The 17436-nt window shown below is 72.4% G+C and carries 14 protein-coding genes; 9 read left to right on the plus strand and 5 right to left on the minus strand.

The window, feature by feature from the left end:
* Positions 1–40: 40 nt before the first annotated feature.
* Entirely contained in the window at positions 41–1852 is a 1812-nt protein-coding gene (ggt, locus tag IE258_RS17905; RefSeq protein ID WP_189744639.1) for a gamma-glutamyltransferase, read from the plus strand.
* Here the strand turns inward: ggt and IE258_RS17910 are convergent, their stop codons facing one another.
* Positions 1853–4381 (minus strand): ATP-dependent Clp protease ATP-binding subunit, encoded by a 2529-nt coding sequence (locus IE258_RS17910; protein WP_189744641.1) that lies wholly within the window; start codon positions 4379–4381, stop codon positions 1853–1855. It abuts the gene before it with no gap.
* A gap of 151 nt (positions 4382–4532) precedes the next feature.
* A complete protein-coding gene (gene map / locus IE258_RS17915) occupies positions 4533–5309 on the minus strand; it encodes a type I methionyl aminopeptidase (RefSeq protein WP_159327700.1) in 777 nt (258 codons plus the stop codon).
* A 97-nt stretch (positions 5310–5406) separates the two neighbouring features.
* Between map and IE258_RS17920 the strand changes: the two genes are divergently transcribed.
* From IE258_RS17920 to IE258_RS17955, 8 genes are all read left to right on the plus strand, one after another.
* Complete coding sequence (locus tag IE258_RS17920) at positions 5407–5658, plus strand: helix-turn-helix domain-containing protein (RefSeq protein WP_159327701.1); 252 nt, start codon at positions 5407–5409, stop codon at positions 5656–5658.
* Between the two features lie 156 nt (positions 5659–5814).
* Complete coding sequence (locus IE258_RS17925) at positions 5815–6657, plus strand: nitrilase-related carbon-nitrogen hydrolase (RefSeq protein WP_164457209.1); 843 nt, start codon at positions 5815–5817, stop codon at positions 6655–6657.
* The gene (locus IE258_RS17930) at positions 6654–7937 is read left to right on the plus strand and encodes an aspartate aminotransferase family protein (protein ID WP_189744643.1); all 1284 of its coding nucleotides are present in this window, start codon (positions 6654–6656) and stop codon (positions 7935–7937) included. Before IE258_RS17925 ends, IE258_RS17930 begins: the two co-directional genes overlap by 4 nt.
* Positions 7938–8001: 64 nt before the next feature.
* Positions 8002–9618 carry a PucR family transcriptional regulator gene (locus tag IE258_RS17935; protein WP_189744645.1) on the plus strand — a complete coding sequence of 539 codons (1617 nt, stop codon included), beginning with the start codon at positions 8002–8004 and terminating at the stop codon, positions 9616–9618.
* Between the two features lie 114 nt (positions 9619–9732).
* Positions 9733–10575: a nitrilase-related carbon-nitrogen hydrolase gene (locus IE258_RS17940; RefSeq protein ID WP_125628076.1), complete on the plus strand. Its 843-nt coding sequence runs from the start codon at positions 9733–9735 to the stop codon at positions 10573–10575.
* 34 nt (positions 10576–10609) lie between these two features.
* Positions 10610–12013 carry a dihydropyrimidinase gene (hydA, locus tag IE258_RS17945; protein WP_189744647.1) on the plus strand — a complete coding sequence of 468 codons (1404 nt, stop codon included), beginning with the start codon at positions 10610–10612 and terminating at the stop codon, positions 12011–12013.
* 11 nt (positions 12014–12024) lie between these two features.
* Positions 12025–13047, plus strand: a complete 1023-nt coding sequence (locus tag IE258_RS17950; protein ID WP_189744650.1) for a TIGR03842 family LLM class F420-dependent oxidoreductase — start codon at positions 12025–12027, stop codon at positions 13045–13047.
* A gap of 105 nt (positions 13048–13152) precedes the next feature.
* Complete coding sequence (locus IE258_RS17955; RefSeq protein ID WP_189744652.1) at positions 13153–14706, plus strand: NCS1 family nucleobase:cation symporter-1; 1554 nt, start codon at positions 13153–13155, stop codon at positions 14704–14706.
* On the opposite strand, the gene IE258_RS17960 is transcribed toward IE258_RS17955, so the two are convergent.
* The 3 genes from IE258_RS17960 to IE258_RS17970 all read right to left on the minus strand — a co-directional run bounded on the left by IE258_RS17960 (position 14697) and on the right by IE258_RS17970 (position 17331).
* Complete coding sequence (locus IE258_RS17960) at positions 14697–15359, minus strand: hypothetical protein (protein WP_189744654.1); 663 nt, start codon at positions 15357–15359, stop codon at positions 14697–14699. The two genes, IE258_RS17955 and IE258_RS17960, sit on opposite strands and share 10 nt — an antisense overlap.
* Positions 15360–15493: 134 nt before the next feature.
* Positions 15494–16321 (minus strand): class I SAM-dependent methyltransferase, encoded by an 828-nt coding sequence (locus IE258_RS17965; RefSeq protein WP_189744656.1) that lies wholly within the window; start codon positions 16319–16321, stop codon positions 15494–15496.
* Complete coding sequence (locus IE258_RS17970; protein WP_189744658.1) at positions 16318–17331, minus strand: carboxymuconolactone decarboxylase family protein; 1014 nt, start codon at positions 17329–17331, stop codon at positions 16318–16320. Before IE258_RS17970 ends, IE258_RS17965 begins: the two co-directional genes overlap by 4 nt.
* Positions 17332–17436: the final 105 nt, after the last annotated feature.

Genomic DNA, 17436 nt, shown 5'->3' on the forward strand with positions numbered 1-17436 from the left:
TCAACTAAGCTGCCCGAACGGCCTTTCCCTGGAGGTGCGGATGCGTCGCCCTGTCGCACGGAATCTGACGGTCCTGGCGGTCTCGGCCGCCGTGGTGGTGTCCGTGGGGGCGGCCGCGCCACCCACGCCCCAGAGCAGGCCCGCGCCTCCCAAGACCCCGGTCGCCGTCGGGTACGGCGGCGCGGTCTCCAGTGTCGACCGGGACGCCTCCGCCGCCGGCCTCGAGGTGCTCCGCAAGGGCGGCAACGCCGTCGACGCGGCCGTGGCCACCGCCGCCGCGCTCGGCGTCACCGAGCCCTACTCCGCCGGGGTGGGAGGCGGCGGCTACTTCGTCTACTACGACGCCAAGTCCCGCACCGTGCGCACCATCGACGGCCGCGAGACCGCGCCGCTCACCGCCGACGAGAAGCTCTTCACGGAGGACGGCGAGCCGCTCGCCTTCGCGGACGCCGTCACCAGCGGCCTGGCCGTGGGCACGCCGGGTACCCCGGCCACCTGGCAGACCGCCCTGGACCGGTGGGGCAGCCGGAAGCTGTCGTCCGTGCTGAAGCCCGCCGAGCGACTGGCCCGGCACGGTTTCACCGTCGACGAGACCTTCCGCTCCCAGACCGCCTCCAACGAGCAGCGCTTCCGCTACTTCCCGGACACCGCCGAGCTGTTCCTGCCCGGCGGTGAACTCCCTCGCATCGGCTCCACGTTCAAGAACCCGGACCTGGCGCGCACCTACCGGGAGCTGGCCCGCGAGGGCGTCGGCGCCATCTACCACGGCGAACTCGGCGAGGACATCGTCGACACCGTCAACAAGCCCCCCGTCGACCCGGACTCCGGCTGGAACGCCCGCCCGGGCGACCTGTCCGCCAAGGACCTCGCGGCCTACGAAGCCAAGCTCCAGGCGCCGACGAAGACCTCCTACCGCGGTCTGGGCGTCTACTCCATCGCGCCCTCCTCCTCCGGCGGCACCACGGTCGGCGAGGCCCTCAACATCCTGGAGCGCACCGACCTCTCCACCGCGGACAAGGCCGGGTACCTGCACCGCTACATCGAGGCCAGCCGCATCGCGTTCGCCGACCGCGGGCGCTGGGTCGGCGACCCCGCCTTCGAGGACGTACCGGCGAAGGAGCTGCTGTCCCAGCGGTACGCCGACTCCCGTGAGTGCCTGATCAAGGACGACGCGGTGCTCACCAGCCCCCTGGCGCCCGGCGACCCGAGGCACCCGGCCGACTGCGCGGGCGGCGGCACGGCGGCGCCGACGACGTACGAGGGCGAGAACACCACGCACCTCACGGTGGCCGACAAGTGGGGCAACGTCGTCGCCTACACGCTCACCATCGAGCAGACCGGCGGCAGCGGCATCACCGTGCCGGGACGCGGGTTCCTGCTCAACAACGAACTGACGGACTTCTCCTTCGCCCCGGCCAACCCGGCCGTCCACGACCCGAACCTGCCGGGGCCCGGCAAGCGCCCGCGCTCCTCGATCGCCCCGACGATCGTCCTGGACGGCCATCACAAGCCGGTCGTCGCCCTCGGCTCGCCCGGCGGCGCCACCATCATCACCACCGTGCTGCAGACCCTCACCGGCTTCCTCGACCGCGGACTCCCGCTCGTCGACGCGATCGCCGCGCCGCGCGCCAGCCAGCGCAACGCCGCCCAGACCGAGCTGGAACCGGGGCTCTACGACAGCGGCACACGGGCGGAGCTGGAGGCTCTCGGGCACTCCTTCAAGCTCAACCCCGAGATCGGCGCCGCGACCGCCGTGCAGCGCCTGGCGAACGGGAAGTGGCTGGCCGCGGCCGAGAAGGTACGGCGCGGCGGCGGCTCCGCGATGGTCGTCGAACCGGTACGGCAGAAGTAGTCAGAGTTCGGGGACGGGCCGCTCCGGCGTCCGGAACGCCAGCCGCCCGTCCTCGACGTCGACCGTCACCCGGCCGCCCTCGGTGACCCGCCCGTCCAGCAGCAGCCGGGACAGCTCGTTGTCCACCTCGCGCTGGATGGTGCGGCGCAGCGGCCGGGCACCGTACTCGGGCTGGTAGCCGCGCTCGGCGAGCCAGTCCACGGCCGCGTCGGTGAAGTCCACGGTGATGCCCTGCGCGTGCACCATGCGGCGGGTCTGCTCCAGGAGCAGGCTGGTGATCTGCCGCAGCTGCTCGCCGCTGAGCTGGCGGAAGACCACGATCTCGTCGACGCGGTTGAGGAACTCGGGCCGGAAGTGCTCCCTCAGCGGGCGCAGCACCTGCTCGCGCCGGGCCTCCTCGTCCGCCTCCGCGCCGCCCGAGCCGAAGCCGATCCCGGCGCCGCGCCGGGTGATCACGTCGGAGCCCAGGTTGCTGGTCATCACGACGACCGTGTTGGAGAAGTCCACCGTCCGGCCCTGCGAGTCGGTCAGCCGCCCGTCGTCCAGGACCTGCAGCAGGATGTTGAAGACGTCCGGGTGCGCCTTCTCCACCTCGTCGAGCAGGAGCAGCGAGTACGGGTGCCGGCGCACCACCTCGGTGAGCTGACCGGCCTCCTCGTGCCCGACGTAGCCGGGCGGGGCGCCGACCAGGCGGCTGACGGTGTGCCGCTCCTGGTACTCGCTCATGTCCAGGCGGACCATCCGGTCCTCGCTGCCGAACAGCGCCTCGGCCAGCGCCCGGGCCAGCTCGGTCTTGCCGACGCCGGTCGGGCCGAGGAAGAGGAAGCTGCCGATGGGCCGGTCGGGACTGGACAGCCCGGCGCGGGAGCGCAGCACGGCGTCGGAGACGACCCGGACCGCCTCGTCCTGGCCGACGACCCGCTCGTGCAGGTGGGACTCCAGGCCCAGCAGGCGGTCCTTCTCCTCCTGGGTGAGGCTGCTGACCGGGATGCCGGTCTGCCGGGACACCACCTCGGCGATGGACTCGGTGTCGACCACCAGGTCGAGTCCCTCGTCGGCCTGACCGTCGCCGGTGGCCTCGGAGATCCGCTGCTTCAGCTCGACGATCCGGTCGCGCAGCTGCGTGGCCTGCTCGTACTGCTCGTCCGCGACCGCCTGGTCCTTGTCCCGGACCAGCTGGTCGACCTCGCGCTCCAGGGCCCGTACGTCGGTGCCCTTGGTGCGCGACCGCAGCCGCACACGGGCGCCCGCCTGGTCGATCAGGTCGATGGCCTTGTCGGGCAGCCGCCGGTCGGTGAGGTAGCGGTCGGACATCTCGACGGCCGCGACCAGCGCCTCGTCGGTGTAGCGGACCTGGTGGTGGGCCTCGTAGCGGTCGCGCAGTCCGCGCAGGATCTCGATCGCGTCGGCGGTGGTGGGCTCCGGCACCAGGATGGGCTGGAAACGGCGGGCGAGGGCCGCGTCCTTCTCGATCCTGCGGTACTCCTCCAGCGTGGTGGCGCCCACGATGTGCAGCTCGCCGCGGGCCAGGGCCGGCTTGAGGATGTTCCCGGCGTCCATCGAACCGCTCTCGCCGCCCCCGCCGGCGCCGACGACGGTGTGCAGCTCGTCGATGAAGATGATCAGCTCGTCGGAGTGGGCGCGGATCTCGCCCACGATGTTGTTCATCCGCTCCTCGAAGTCACCCCGGTAGCGGGTGCCCGCGACCACCCCGGTCAGGTCGAGCGCGACCACCCGGCGCCCGATCAGCACGTCCGGCACGTCGGCGTCGGTGATGCGCTGCGCCAGCCCCTCCACGATCGCGGTCTTGCCGACACCGGCGTCACCGATCAGGACCGGGTTGTTCTTGCCGCGCCGGGAGAGCACCTCGACGGTCTGCTCGATCTCCTCCTCGCGGCCGATCACCGGGTCGATCCGGCCCTGCTGGGCCAGATCGGTGAGGTCGCGGCCGTACTTGTCGAGGGTCGGCGTGTTCGTGGTCCGCGCGCTCTCGGTACGGCCCTTCGCGGCCTCCGGCGTCTCCGTGGGCAGGTTCGAGGGGGCGAACCGGGCCGCGTTCAGGATGTGCCCGGCGGCCGAGTCCGGGTTGGCGGCCAGGGCGCTGAGCACGTGCTCCGGGCCGATGTACCCGGTGCCGGTGGAGCGGGCCAGTTCGTGCGCGTCCAGCAGGGCGCGCTTGACGGCCGGGGTGAGCGAGAGCGACGTGGGCGGCGGGACCTCGCCCGGCGGGTGCTGCACCGGGCCGGTGCGCTCGTCGATCTGCGAGGCCAGCGAGTCGGGGTCGGCGCCGGCCCGGCTGAGCAGCCCCCGGGTCGGCTCGGTGGAGAGCGCGGCCCGCAGCAGGTGCTCGGTGTCCAGGTCCCGGCTGCCGTGCTCGGCGGCGTACTGGGCGGCGCCGCGCACCAGCTCCCGGGCGGGCTGGCTGAGCAGTCGGCCGATGTCGATCTGCCGGGGCCTGGGCCCGCCGAAGAAGCGTGCCAGGAACTCCGCGAACGGATCGCCCTCCGGGCCCATGTAGCCGCTGGTCATCGTGTACGACCTCCGCTGCATCGCTGATCGACGTGCCGGGGCCGGGTAACCCGGCAGGCATGCGGTCATGCCCAACATGACACGTTCTGTTCCGGCGGGCATGCCGGGAACCCGGCCGGGGCGGAGGGCCCCGCCCCGGCCGCGTCGTCCCTCAGAGACCGTCCCTCGACGTCAGGACGCGCGGGCCGCTGTCCGTGATCGCCACCGTGTGCTCCACGTGGGCCGCCCGGGAGCCGTCGTTCGTACGCAGGGTCCAGCCGTCGGGAGCCGCGTGGTAGTCGTCGCGGCCGCCGGCGGTCAGCATGGGCTCGATGGCGAGGACCATGCCGTGCCGCAGCGGGAGCCCGCGTCCGGGACGGCCCTCGTTGGGCACCCCCGGGTCCTCGTGCATGTGCCGGCCGATGCCGTGGCCGCCGAAGTCCTCCATGATCCCGTAGCCGCCCGCCCGGCACACCGTGCCGATGGCGTGGGCGATGTCGCCGATGCGGTTGCCGACCACGGCCGCTCCGATGCCCGCCTCCAGGGCCCGCTCGGCGGTCTCGATCAGCGTGACGTCGGCCGGGCGCGGGGTGCCCACCACGAAGCTGAGCGCCGAGTCGCCCGCCCAGCCCTCCAGGAGGGCGCCGCAGTCGATGGAGACCAGGTCCCCGTCGCGCAGCCGGTAGCCGTCCGGGATGCCGTGCACGATCGCGTCGTTCACCGACGCGCAGATGACGCCCGGGAACGGTGTCGGCGCGAAGGAGGGCCGGTACCCGAGGAAGGGCGAGCCCGCGCCCGCCTCCCGCAGCACCTCGTGTGCCACCGCGTCCAGCTCCAGCAGGGACACGCCCACGTCCGCGGCCTGCCGTACGGCGGTCAGGGCGCGCGCGACGACCTGTCCGGCCGCGTGCATGGCGTCGATCGATGTGTCCGTCTTCAGTTCCACCATGCCAATTACTATACCGGTATTTGAATTGGATTCGCGCCCTGGCGCGATGTGCGGCACGTCCGGGGCCGGTACGGGAAACCGGTATTAGAATGACGGCATGGTACGCACCCCTCTGACCCCCGAAGAGCGCGAGCGCGGCGAGCAGCTCGGGCGCCTGCTCCGCGCGGCCCGCGGCGAGCGGAGCATGACGGCGGTGGCCGCCCAGGCCGGAATCTCCGCCGAGACCCTGCGCAAGATCGAGACCGGCCGGGCGCCGACCCCGGCGTTCTTCACGGTGGCCGCGCTGGCCGGCGCGCTGGGGCTGTCCATGGACGAGCTGGTGGGCAGGTGCGCGCCCGTGGCGGCCTGAGGCGCCGGCACTCACCCACAGGAGTGCGAAACACGATCGACACCGCGCCTTGACGACGATGGTCTTGGCAAGCCCCTCCGGCCAGGCTTACGTTCGTCCCTCTACGGCCTGCTCTACGGGCGTAGAGGCTCTGACGTCGTGTCGAAGGAGCAGCTCATGGCCAACGTCGTACGTGCCGCTCTCGTCCAGGCCACCTGGACCGGCGACACCGAGTCCATGGTGGCGAAACACGAGGAGCACGCCCGCGAGGCCGCCCGGCAGGGCGCGAAGGTCATCGGGTTCCAGGAAGTCTTCAACGCGCCCTACTTCTGCCAGGTCCAGGACCCCGAGCACTACCGCTGGGCCGAGCCGGTGCCCGACGGCCCCACCGTCCGCCGTATGCAGGCACTGGCCCGCGAGACCGGCATGGTGCTCGTCGTCCCCGTCTTCGAGGTCGAGCAGTCCGGCTTCTACTACAACACCGCGGCCGTGATCGACGCCGACGGCACCGTCCTCGGCACCTACCGCAAGCACCACATCCCGCAGGTCAAGGGCTTCTGGGAGAAGTTCTACTTCCGCCCCGGCAATGTCGGCTGGCCGGTCTTCGACACCGCCGTCGGCAAGGTCGGCGTCTACATCTGCTACGACCGGCACTTCCCCGAGGGCTGGCGCCAACTCGGCCTCGGCGGCGCCCAGCTGGTGTACAACCCGTCCGCCACCCACCGCGGTCTCTCCGCCCACCTGTGGCAGCTCGAACAGCCCGCCGCGGCCGTCGCCAACGAGTACTTCGTCGCCGCCATCAACCGCGTCGGCGTCGAGGAGTACGGGGACAACGACTTCTACGGCACGTCGTACTTCGTGGATCCGCGCGGGCAGTTCGTCGGCGGGACGGCCAGCGACACCAAGGAGGAACTGGTCGTCCGCGACCTGGACTTCGACCTCATCGACGAGGTCCGACAGCAGTGGGCCTTCTACCGCGACCGCCGGCCCGACGCCTACGAGGGGCTGGTGCGGCCGTGAACCGTGACCTCTTCGCCCGCCACCGCGCCGTCCTGCCCGACTGGCTCGCCCTCTACTACGAGGACCCGCTGGAGATCACCCACGGCGAGGGCCGGCACGTCTGGGACACCGCGGGCAACAAGTACCTGGACTTCTTCGGCGGCATCCTCACCACCATGACCGGGCACGCCCTGCCCGAGGTCACCAAGGCCGTCGCCGAACAGGCCGGACGGATCATCCACTCCTCGACCCTCTACCTCAACCGCCCCATGGTGGAGCTGGCCGAACGCGTCGCCCAGCTGTCCGGCATCCCCGACGCCCGCGTCTTCTTCACCACCTCCGGGACCGAGGCCAACGACACCGCCCTGCTGCTCGCCACCGCCCACCGGCGCGGCAACACGATCCTGGCCATGCGCAACAGCTACCACGGCCGCTCCTTCAGCTCCGTCGGCATCACCGGCAACCGCGGCTGGTCCCCGACCTCGCTCTCCCCGCTCCAGACCCTCTACGTGCACGGCGGCGTCCGCACCCGCGGCCCCTACGCCCACCTGGACGACCGGGACTTCATCGACGCCTGCGTCGCCGACCTGTTGGACCTGCTCGGCCACACCCGCGCCCCGGCCGCCCTGATCGCCGAGCCCGTCCAGGGCGTCGGCGGCTTCACCTCCCCGCCGGACGGCCTGTACGCCGCCTTCCGCGAGGTCCTGCACGAGCGGGGCATCCTGTGGATCGCCGACGAGGTGCAGACCGGCTGGGGCCGCACCGGCGAGCACTTCTGGGGCTGGCAGGCGCACGGCAGGAGCGGACCGCCGGACATCGTCACCTTCGCCAAGGGCATCGGCAACGGCATGTCCGTCGGCGGTGTCGTCGCCCGCGCCGAGATCATGAACTGCCTCGACGCCAACAGCATCTCCACCTTCGGCGGCACCCAGGTCACCATGGCGGCCGCTCTCGCCAACCTCAACCACCTCCTGGAACACGACCTCCAGGGCAACGCGCGGCGGGTCGGCGGGCTGCTCATCGAACGGCTGCGCGCCGTCGCCGCCCAGGTGCCGCACGTACGGGAGGTGCGTGGACGCGGGCTGATGATCGGCGTCGAGCTGACCCGGCCGGGCACCGACGAGGCCGCCCCCGAGGCGGCGTCGGCCGTACTGGAGGAGGCCCGCGCCGGCGGGCTGCTGGTCGGCAAGGGCGGCGGCCACAGCACCAGCGTCCTGCGCATCGCCCCGCCGATGTCCCTCACCGTCGCGGAGGCCGAGGAGGGCGCCGCGATCCTCGAACGCGCCCTGCGGAGCATCTGAGAACGCGCGCCGCGCCGCGCACCCGACCGCCGCGTTCCGCGTCCCGAGCCCAGGAGGCGCCGCCATGACCACCACCCCGGAGACCTCCGCCCGGCAGCCCCGGGAGCCCTGGGAGCCGGCCCTGTCGGTCCGTCAGGTCCTCGGCCTCGAACGGGTGCGGGCCGGACAGCCCGAGGTGGTGGCCGGCGCCCACCGGCTCGACCGGCCGGTGCGCTGGGTGCACGTCGCCGAGGCCGCCGACGTCGGCGTGATGCTCAGCGGCGGCGAGATGGTCCTCACCACCGGCGTGCTGCTCGCCGGTGACGAGGACAAACAGGGCGAGTACGTCCGCTCCCTCGACCGTGCGGAGGCCGCGGCCCTCGTGCTCGGCCTGGGCCGGGCCTTCCCCGCCCCGCCCGAGGTGATGCGCAGGGCGGCCGAGCGCTGCGGGCTGCCCATGGTCGTGCTGCACCGGCCCTTCCCCTTCGCCGAACTGACCGAGGAGGTCCAGTCCCGGCTGCTGCGGCGCAAGTACGCCGCCGTCAGCCTCTCCGAGGCGGTACGCACGGAACTGACCGGCCTGATCACCGCCGGCGCCCCGATGCAGCGCCTGCTCGACGAGGTGGCCCGGCACGCCGGCTGCCCGGTCGTGGTCACCAACCTCGCCCACCGCGTCCTTGCCACGGCGGGGGAGCGGGCGGCCGTCGACGACGTGCTGCGGGACTGGGAACGCATCGCCCGCCAGGCCGGTGCCGGGTCCGCCGACGGCTGGATCCGCGCCGAGCTGGGCTGCCGCGGGGAGCGCTGGGGCCGGCTGGTGCTGTGCGGCTACGGCGGCGACCGGGCCGCCGGACGACTGCTCGCCGACCGGGCCGCCGAGGCCCTCGTCCTGCACCGCATGCTCGCCGGTGACGGCACCCACGCAGGCGTGTCCGCGGGCTCCTGGGACTCCTGGGAGGAGCAGTCCGCGCGGAGCCTGCTCACCGACCTGGTCACCGGGGCCGTACCGGCGCGGCAGTTGCTGCCCCGGGCGCGCGCCGCCGGACTGCCCGTCAACCGGCGCGTGTTCGTCCCGCTCGTCGTCCGCGAGCGGGAACCCGACCGGCCCGCCCGGGTGCTGCGGCGCCTCGGCCTGCCCGGCATCGCCGCCCGGCTCGCCGACGACCACGTCGCCGTCCTGCTCAGCCTCGCCCCCGACCAGGACGCCCGGGCGCTCACCGCCCACTTCGCGACCCGGCTGCGTGCGGAACCGGACGCCGCCCACATCGTGGTCGCGGCGGCCGACGCCCGCGCCGACTGGACCGAAGTCCCCGCCGGACTGCGCGAGGCCCAGCACGTCGCCGACGCCGTCGCCGACTCCGCGACCGCCCTGGACCCGCCGCCCGTCGTGCGGCTGCGCGACATCCACCTGCGCGGCCTGGTGCGGCTGCTGCGCGACGACCCGCATGTGCAGTCCTTCGCCGAACGCGAGCTGGACGGACTGCTGCGCGGCACCGACCAGGACCTGCTGCCCGTCCTGCGCACCTACCTCGCCACCGGCCGCAACAAGTCCCGCACCGCCCAGCTCCACCACGTCTCACGGCCCGCGCTCTACCGCCGCCTCGAAGCCATACAGGGCCGCCTCGGCGTCGACCTCGACGACTTCGAGCAGGCCGCCTCCGTCCACATCGCGCTCCTCGCCCACGACGCACAACAGGGGTGACACCGTGCAATGCCCGACCCGCGCACACGTGACACCGTGCCACTCATTCCGGCCGGCCGCCGTCCCTAGTCTCGCCGTACACCGAGCGCCACACCGAGCGAGTGGAGGCCGAAGATGAGCCGAGTGATCCGAGCCGCGCTCTTCCAGACCGCCTGGACCGGCGACAAGGAATCGATGATCCAGGTCCACGAGCAGGCGGTGCGCGACGCCGCCGCCCAGGGCGCACAGGTCATGTGCTTCCAGGAGCTGTTCTACGGACCGTACTTCTGCCAGGTCCAGGACCCGGAGTTCTACGCCTACGCCGAGAGCATCCCGGACGGGCCGATCGTCGAGCGCTTCCAGCGGCTCGCCCGCGAGCACGGCATCGTCCTGGTGCTCCCCATGTACGAGGAGGAGCAGCCCGGCGTCCTCTACAACACCGCCGCCGTCATCGACGCCGACGGCTCCTACCTCGGCAAGTACCGCAAGACCCACATCCCCCAGGTGCGGGGCTTCTGGGAGAAGTTCTACTTCCGCCCCGGGAACAGCGGCTGGCCGGTCTTCGACACCGCCGTCGGCAAGGTCGGCGTCTACATCTGCTACGACCGGCACTTCCCCGAGGGCTGGCGCGCCCTGGGCCTCGAAGGCGCCGAGATCGTCTTCAACCCGTCGGCCACCTCGCGCGGCCTGTCCGGCTACCTGTGGCAGCTGGAGCAGCCGGCCGCCGCCGTCGCCAACGAGTACTTCGTCGGCGCCATCAACCGCGTCGGCGTCGAGGAGTACGGCGACAACGACTTCTACGGCACCTCGTACTTCGTCGACCCCGAGGCCCAGTTCGTCGGCGAGGTCGCGAGCGACAAGGAGACCGAACTCGTCGTCCGCGACCTCGACATGGCCAAGCTGCGCGAGGTCCGCGACCGCTGGCAGTTCTACCGCGACCGCGCGCCGGGCGCGTACTCCCCGCTGACCGCGCCCTGATCCGCCGGCGCCCCCGACAGGAGGGAACAGCAGCATGAGCAGCCGTACCGTCATTCGCGGCGGCCTCGTCGTCACCGCGTCCGACGAGATCCACGCCGACGTCCTGATCGAGGACGGCCGCGTCGCCGCCCTCGCCGCGACCGGCACCCCGGCGGCCGAGGCGTTCACCGCCGAGCGGGTGATGGACGCGAGCGGCAAGTACGTCATCCCTGGCGGCGTCGACGGGCACACCCACATGGAGATGCCCTTCGGCGGCACCTACGCCGCCGACACCTTCGAGACCGGCACCCGCGCCGCCGCCTGGGGCGGTACGACCACGATCGTGGACTTCGCCATCCAGAGCGTCGGGCACTCCCTGCGCTCGGGCCTGGACGCCTGGCACGCCAAGGCCGAGGGCAACTGCGCGATCGACTACGCCTTCCACATGATCGTCTCCGACGTGAACCAGAAGACGCTCAAGGAGATGGACCTGCTGGTGGAGGAGGGCGTGACCTCCTTCAAGCAGTTCATGGCCTACCCCGGCGTCTTCTACTCCGACGACGGCCAGATCCTGCGCGCCATGCAGCGCGCCGCCGAGAACGGCGGCCTGATCATGATGCACGCCGAGAACGGCATCGCCATCGACGTCCTGGTCGAACAGGCCCTCGCCCGCGGGGAGACCGACCCCCGCTTCCACGGCGAGGTCCGCAAGGCACTCCTGGAGGCGGAGGCCACCCACCGCGCCATCCGGCTCGCCCAGGTCGCCGGCGCGCCGCTGTACGTCGTGCACGTCTCCGCGACGGAGGCGGTCGCCGAACTGACCCGGGCCCGCGACGAGGGCCTGCCCGTCTTCGGCGAGACCTGCCCCCAGTACCTGTTCCTGTCCACCGACAACCTCGCCGAGCCCGACTTCGAGGGCGCCAAGTACGTGTGCAGCACCCCGCTCAGGCCCAGGGAGCACCAGGCGGCCCTCTGGCGCGGCCTGCGCACCAACGACCTCCAGGTGGTCTCCACCGACCACTGCCCCTTCTGCTTCAGCGGGCAGAAGGAGCTGGGCCGCGGCGACTTCTCCAAGATCCCCAACGGGATGCCGGGCGTCGAGAACCGCATGGACCTGCTCCACCAGGCCGTCGTCGACGGGCACATCAGCCGCCGCCGCTGGATCGAGATCGCCTGCGCCACCCCCGCCCGGATGTTCGGCCTGTACCCGAAGAAGGGCACCATCGCGCCCGGCGCGGACGCCGACATCGTCGTCTACGACCCGGACGCCGAGCAGGTGATCTCCGCCGAGACCCACCACATGAACGTCGACTACTCGGCGTACGAGGGCCGGCGGATCACCGGCCGCGTGGAGACCGTGCTCTCGCGCGGCGAACCGGTCGTCACCGAGCGGGAGTACACCGGGCGCAAGGGCCACGGCGTCTACACCCCGCGCGCCACCTGTCAGTACCTGAACTAGGAGCGGTGCCCATGGACTTCGGACTCGTCCTGCAGACCGACCCGCCGGCCTCCCGCGTCGTGGAGCTGATGCAACGCGCCGAGCGCAACGGCTTCAGCCACGGCTGGACCTTCGACTCCGCCGTGCTCTGGCAGGAACCGTTCGTGATCTACAGCCAGGTCCTGTCCCACACCAGCACGCTGAAGATCGGCCCGATGGTCACCAACCCGGGCACCCGCACCTGGGAGGTGACCGCCTCCACCTTCGCCACCCTGAACGACATGTTCGGCAACCGCACCGTCTGCGGCATCGGCCGCGGCGACTCCGCGATGCGCGTCGCGGGACGCAGGCCCAACACCCTCGCCCGCATAAGCGAAGCCATCAAGGTCATCCGCGCGCTGGGCAGGGGAGAGGAGGCCGACCTCGGCGGCGGCACCGTCGTCCGGTTCCCCTGGATCAAGCCCGGCGCCGAAGTCCCCGTGTGGATGGCCGCCTACGGCCCCAAGGCCCTGAAGATGACCGGCGAGGAGGCCGACGGCTTCATCCTCCAGCTCGCCGACCTCTACCTCACCGAGTACATGGTCAAGGCCGTCCGGGACGCCGCCGAGGCCGCCGGACGCGACCCCTCCGAGGTGACGATCTGCGTCGCCGCCCCCGCCTACGTCACCGCCGACGACTCGCCCGAGGCCCTCGCCCACGCACGCGAGCAGTGCCGCTGGTTCGGCGGCATGGTCGGCAACCACGTGGCCGACCTGGTCGCCAAGTACGGCGCCCACACCGGTGCCGTCCCCGACGAACTCACCGACTACATCAAGGCCCGCGAGGGCTACGACTACGCCCACCACGGGCGCAGCGGCAACCCGGACACCCAGTTCGTGCCGGACGAGATCGTCGACCGGTTCTGCCTGATCGGACCGGTCGAGAAGCACATCGAGAAGCTGACCGCCCTGCGCGCCCTCGGCGTCGACCAGTTCGCGCTCTACGACATGCACGACGCACAGGAAGCCGTGATCGACACCTACGGCACGCGGATCATCCCGGCCGTCAACGCCTGACCTCCCCCCTCTCCCCCTCGGGAGAGGGGCCCAGGGCGCACCCGCGCACCCCCCTCGGCACCGCCCGCACGGCCTCTCCCTCCCCAGCCCATGATTGGCCTGCCCATGACCGACACCGCGCCCACGGCCATACCGCCGTCCACCCAAGTCACCCTCCCCGACGGGCGCGTGGAGCTCGCCCCGGGCTCCCCGCCGCCGAGCGGTCCCTACGCCAACGAGGATCTGCTGCCCGTCCCCGTCGAGGGGCGCACCTGGACCACGTACAACTTCTCCGCCCTGTGGGTCGGCATGGCCCACAACACGGCCTCCTGGACCCTCGCCTCCGGTCTCATCGCGGTCGGCATGGACTGGAAGCAGGCGGTGTTCACCATCGCCCTGGCCAACCTGATCGTCCTCGCACCCATGCTGCTCACCGGGCACGCCGGACCCAAGTACGGCATCCCCTTCCCTGTCTTCGCCCGCGCCTCCTTCGGCATCCGGGGCGCCAACCTGCCCGCCGTCGTACGGGCGTTGGTGGCCTGCGGCTGGTTCGGCATCCAGACCTGGATCGGCGGTGAGGCGATCTACTTCCTGGCCGGCAAGCTGATCGGCGACGGCTGGACCGGCGCCGCGACCGTCGGCGGCCACGCCTGGACCATGTGGCTGTCCTTCGCGATCTTCTGGGCGCTCCAGGTCGCCATCATCTACCGCGGCATGGAGACCATCCGCCGCTTCGAGAACTGGGCGGCGCCCTTCGTCCTGGTCGGCGCCTTCGTGATGCTGTGGTGGATGGCCGACAAGGCGGGCGGCCTCGGCCCGCTCTTCGACCAGCCCTCCAAGCTCGGCTGGGGCGGCGACTTCTGGAAGCTCTTCTGGCCGTCCCTGATGGGCATGATCGGCTTCTGGTCCACGCTGTCCCTCAACATCCCGGACTTCACCCGCTACGGAAAGAGCCAGAAGGCCCAGACCCGGGGACAGGCCCTCGGCCTGCCCACGACGATGACCCTGTTCGCCTTCCTCTCCGTGATGGTCACGTCCGGCTCGCAGGCCGTCTACGGCGAACCGATCTGGGACCCCGTACAACTCGCCGCCAAGACGGACAACGTGGTGGGTCTTCTCTTCGCCCTGGTGACCGTCCTGGTGGCGACGCTGTCCGTGAACATCGCGGCCAACCTCGTCTCACCGGCCTTCGACTTCTCCAACGTCGCGCCGCGCAAGGTGAGTTTCCGTGCGGGAGCGCTCATCACGTCCGTCCTGGCCGTGCTGATCTTCCCGTGGAAGCTGTACTCCGACCCGCAGGGCTACATCTTCACCTGGCTCGGCCTGGTCGGCGGACTGCTCGGCACGGTGGCCGGCATCCTCATCGCCGACTACTGGATCCTGCGCCGCGCCCGGCTGCACCTCGTCGACCTCTACCGCCGGGGCGGACGCTACTGGTACGGCGGTGGCTGGAACTGGCGCGCGGTGCTCGCGTTCGCCGTCGGCGGCGTCCTGGCCATCGGCGGTGCGGACTTCCACCCCCTGATCGAGGGCCGCCCCGTACCCTTCCTCGAACCCCTGGCCGACTACGGCTGGGCGGTGGGCCTGGGCACGTCCCTGATCCTCTACCTGACCCTGATGCTGCTCCCCGCGACCCGGCCGGACACCGAGGCGGACGGCCACCGGGCCGGTCAGCCCTGACCGTCCTGCAAGGCGGCCACTGCCTCCTTGGCCGCCTTGATGGCGCCCTTGTTGATCTCGGTCGTGCCGGGGGCCTTCTTCGACTCGAAGTCGCTGCCGTTGTACGTGATCATCACCAGGGCGTTGGCCGCGCGGACCAGGACGGTGCCCTCCCGGGTCTGCTGCTTGTCCTCGGTGGTGAGGTTGACGACGGAGTAGGCGCTGTCGCCGAGGCCCGGGACGTCGCCGCCGCCGCTGCGGTCGGCGACCCGTTCCTTGTACGACTTCTGCGCCGCCCCGTCCGTCTCCATCACCTCGAAGGAGACGTCGAGCCAGCGGTAGTCGTAGCCCTTGAGCGCGTTCCAGGAACAGGTGCGGCGCACCTCGGTGTCCGTGGACGGGATCTCCTTGCCGGCCGCCTTGGCGCCCGGCACCAGCGAGGTGACCGTCTTCCCGGCCAGGGCCCCGCACGGTGCCGGGGCGGTGGCGTAGGTCTTCGTCGCCGCCTGGGTCGCCGGTGCGGACGCCGATCTGTTCGTGGTGTCGGGCGGCGTCTTGTCCTTCGCGGCCGGTGACGTGTCCGGCCCGGACGACAGCGCCCAGCCCGCCGTGGCGAGCACGGCGACCGGCGCCAGACGGGCGGTCAGGGCGAGCGGCAGAGGAAGAGAACGCACGGCGCACTTCTCGTGGGGGACGGTGCGGAGGGTGCCCGCACTGCGGACGGGACGCCAGTGTCACACGAGTCCCCGTGGGGCGGAAGGGCGAACTCGGTCCGTGGCCGCGCGGTGACGCAGACGTACGGGCGCCGTCAGGGCCGTACGGCCGTCACCAGCCACACGCCGGCCCGCATCCGCACCCCGGTGTCGGTGGCGTGGGGGAGCAGTGCCGCCTCCAGTTCGGCGAGCCGGCCGGCGGGCAGCGGGCGGCCCGGGTAGCGCGACAGCAGGAAGTCGACGGCGTCCCGGACGTCACGGCCCCACACCGCCTCCACGGTGACCGGGACCACCGCCACCTCCCGGTACCCGGCCTCGGCGAGGATCGCGCGGACGCGCTCCGGATCGGACAGCGAGGCCATCGCGGACTGCGCGGCGAGCGCCTGTGGACCGGGCTCCTCGTCGACGAGGCGGGCGAACAGGCCCAGCGCGCGGGCCTCTTCCGAGTGCTCCCCGGGCGGCTGCGGGCACACGAAGGCGAGCCGGCCGCCCGGCCGCAGGGCCCGCGCCAGATTGCGGAAGGCGGCCGTGTGGTCCGCGAAGAACATCACGCCGCCCCGGCTGACGACCACGTCGTAGCCCTCCGCCGGGAACGGGTGCACCTGGGCGTCGGCGCACTCGTACGCCGCGTTCGCGACGCCCTCGGCGGCGGTGCTCGCGCGGGCCCGCTCCAGCAGCGGCGCGGAGATGTCGACACCGACCGCGTGCCCGGGGGCGGCTAGCCCGGCCGCGATGCGGGTCGTCGCGCCGGCTCCGCAGCCGACGTCGAGGACGCGGTCGCCGGGAGCGACGGCCGCCGCGTCGAACAGGGCGTCGTTCACCCCGGCCAGCATCGCGTCGTAGCGGGCCTGGTGGGCGGCCCAGTGGGCGCCGACGGGGCCGTTCCAGACCTCGGCCTGGCGGGGGTTGACGACGAGGTTCATGAGGTCTCCCGAGTGGTGGGGCGAGCGGCCGGGGCCGTCAGGGCGGTCTCGATGCGGTCCACCGCGGCGAACGCGCCGTACGCGACGAGGTGGACCAGGCAGTGGTCGGTGTGCTCGGGCCGGCGCCACGCCGCCACGTCCGCGTCCGTGATCCGGTACGGCGCGAGCGCGGTCAGCAGCGCCAGCCGTGCGCCGGGCCGCTCCCGCCGGTCGGGGAAGGGGTCCGGGGTGAGCGGCGGGTGCGAGCCGTCCCAGTCGCGCAGCGTGGCCCGCACCAGGTCCTGGTCGTCGGCGTCGAGGAGGCCGGCGCCCATCGGGGCGGTGGCGCTCAGCGCCGCGTACGCCGGGCCGACCGGAGTCCCCGCCGCCCACGCCGGTCCCCGGCCGGGGTCGTCCAGCAGGGGCAGGGAGGCGCCGGGCACGGGGGTGCGGCGCACGGTGCGCGACAGCGAACGGCCCGCCAGGCTCCGCACCGGACGCAGTCGCTGCGCGTCGGCCGGCAGCAGGTTCTCGGTCACCAGGGACGACACGACGCGGTTGATGAAGTGGAAGGCCAGCACGGTGCCGAGATAGCCGGGGGCCTCCTCGGGCGGGAAGGGATACGGCTCCCGCGCGGCGCCCGGGACCCGGGTGCGCCGTGCCCAGTCGAGCACGCGCGCGTGCCGCTCGTCCGCCGGCTCCCGCCCCCGGGCCAGCCGCTCGGCCAGGGCGTGGTCGCCGGTGGCGTGCAGCAGCATGGTGTGCGCATCCACGCAGAACCGGCACTTGTTGGCCTGCGACACCCCGAAGGCGGCGACCTCCTTGCCGGTGCGGTCGCCCGGCCCGGCGAGCAGGGACTCACGCATCAGCGCCCAGGCCGGGGCGACGAGCGCGGGGGCCGAGGACAGGACCACGAACGGGGCGGGTTCGGGGATGCCGAAGTCCCGCGCGGCCTGTGCGTAGACCTCGGCGACGCGTCCGGTGGCCGCCTTCGGCGGCAGCGGTTCGGTGTGACGGAAAGGTGTGGGCATGGACAGCAGCCTGCGCCGTGGGAGCGTGCGGCGTCGTCGTACGGCCGGATGCGATCGGCGCTGCGCCACCGGTGCCCGGTCGGGCGGCCGACTACTCCGCCGGGA

Source organism: Streptomyces tendae, assembly GCF_014650435.1.
GTDB lineage: Bacteria > Actinomycetota > Actinomycetes > Streptomycetales > Streptomycetaceae > Streptomyces > Streptomyces tendae.

What these genes read in the sequence shown, in the direction of transcription:
- ggt (WP_189744639.1), top strand. Translation starts at nt 41, where the DNA reads ATGCGTCGCCCTGTCGCACGGAATCTGACGGTCCTGGCGGTCTCGGCC.
- IE258_RS17910 (WP_189744641.1), bottom strand. Translation starts at nt 4,381, where the DNA reads ATGACCAGCGGCTACATGGGCCCGGAGGGCGATCCGTTCGCGGAGTTC.
- map (WP_159327700.1), bottom strand. Translation starts at nt 5,309, where the DNA reads ATGGTGGAACTGAAGACGGACACATCGATCGACGCCATGCACGCGGCC.
- IE258_RS17920 (WP_159327701.1), top strand. Translation starts at nt 5,407, where the DNA reads ATGGTACGCACCCCTCTGACCCCCGAAGAGCGCGAGCGCGGCGAGCAG.
- IE258_RS17925 (WP_164457209.1), top strand. Translation starts at nt 5,815, where the DNA reads ATGGCCAACGTCGTACGTGCCGCTCTCGTCCAGGCCACCTGGACCGGC.
- IE258_RS17935 (WP_189744645.1), top strand. Translation starts at nt 8,002, where the DNA reads ATGACCACCACCCCGGAGACCTCCGCCCGGCAGCCCCGGGAGCCCTGG.
- IE258_RS17940 (WP_125628076.1), top strand. Translation starts at nt 9,733, where the DNA reads ATGAGCCGAGTGATCCGAGCCGCGCTCTTCCAGACCGCCTGGACCGGC.
- hydA (WP_189744647.1), top strand. Translation starts at nt 10,610, where the DNA reads ATGAGCAGCCGTACCGTCATTCGCGGCGGCCTCGTCGTCACCGCGTCC.
- IE258_RS17950 (WP_189744650.1), top strand. Translation starts at nt 12,025, where the DNA reads ATGGACTTCGGACTCGTCCTGCAGACCGACCCGCCGGCCTCCCGCGTC.
- IE258_RS17955 (WP_189744652.1), top strand. Translation starts at nt 13,153, where the DNA reads ATGACCGACACCGCGCCCACGGCCATACCGCCGTCCACCCAAGTCACC.
- IE258_RS17965 (WP_189744656.1), bottom strand. Translation starts at nt 16,321, where the DNA reads ATGAACCTCGTCGTCAACCCCCGCCAGGCCGAGGTCTGGAACGGCCCC.
- IE258_RS17970 (WP_189744658.1), bottom strand. Translation starts at nt 17,331, where the DNA reads ATGCCCACACCTTTCCGTCACACCGAACCGCTGCCGCCGAAGGCGGCC.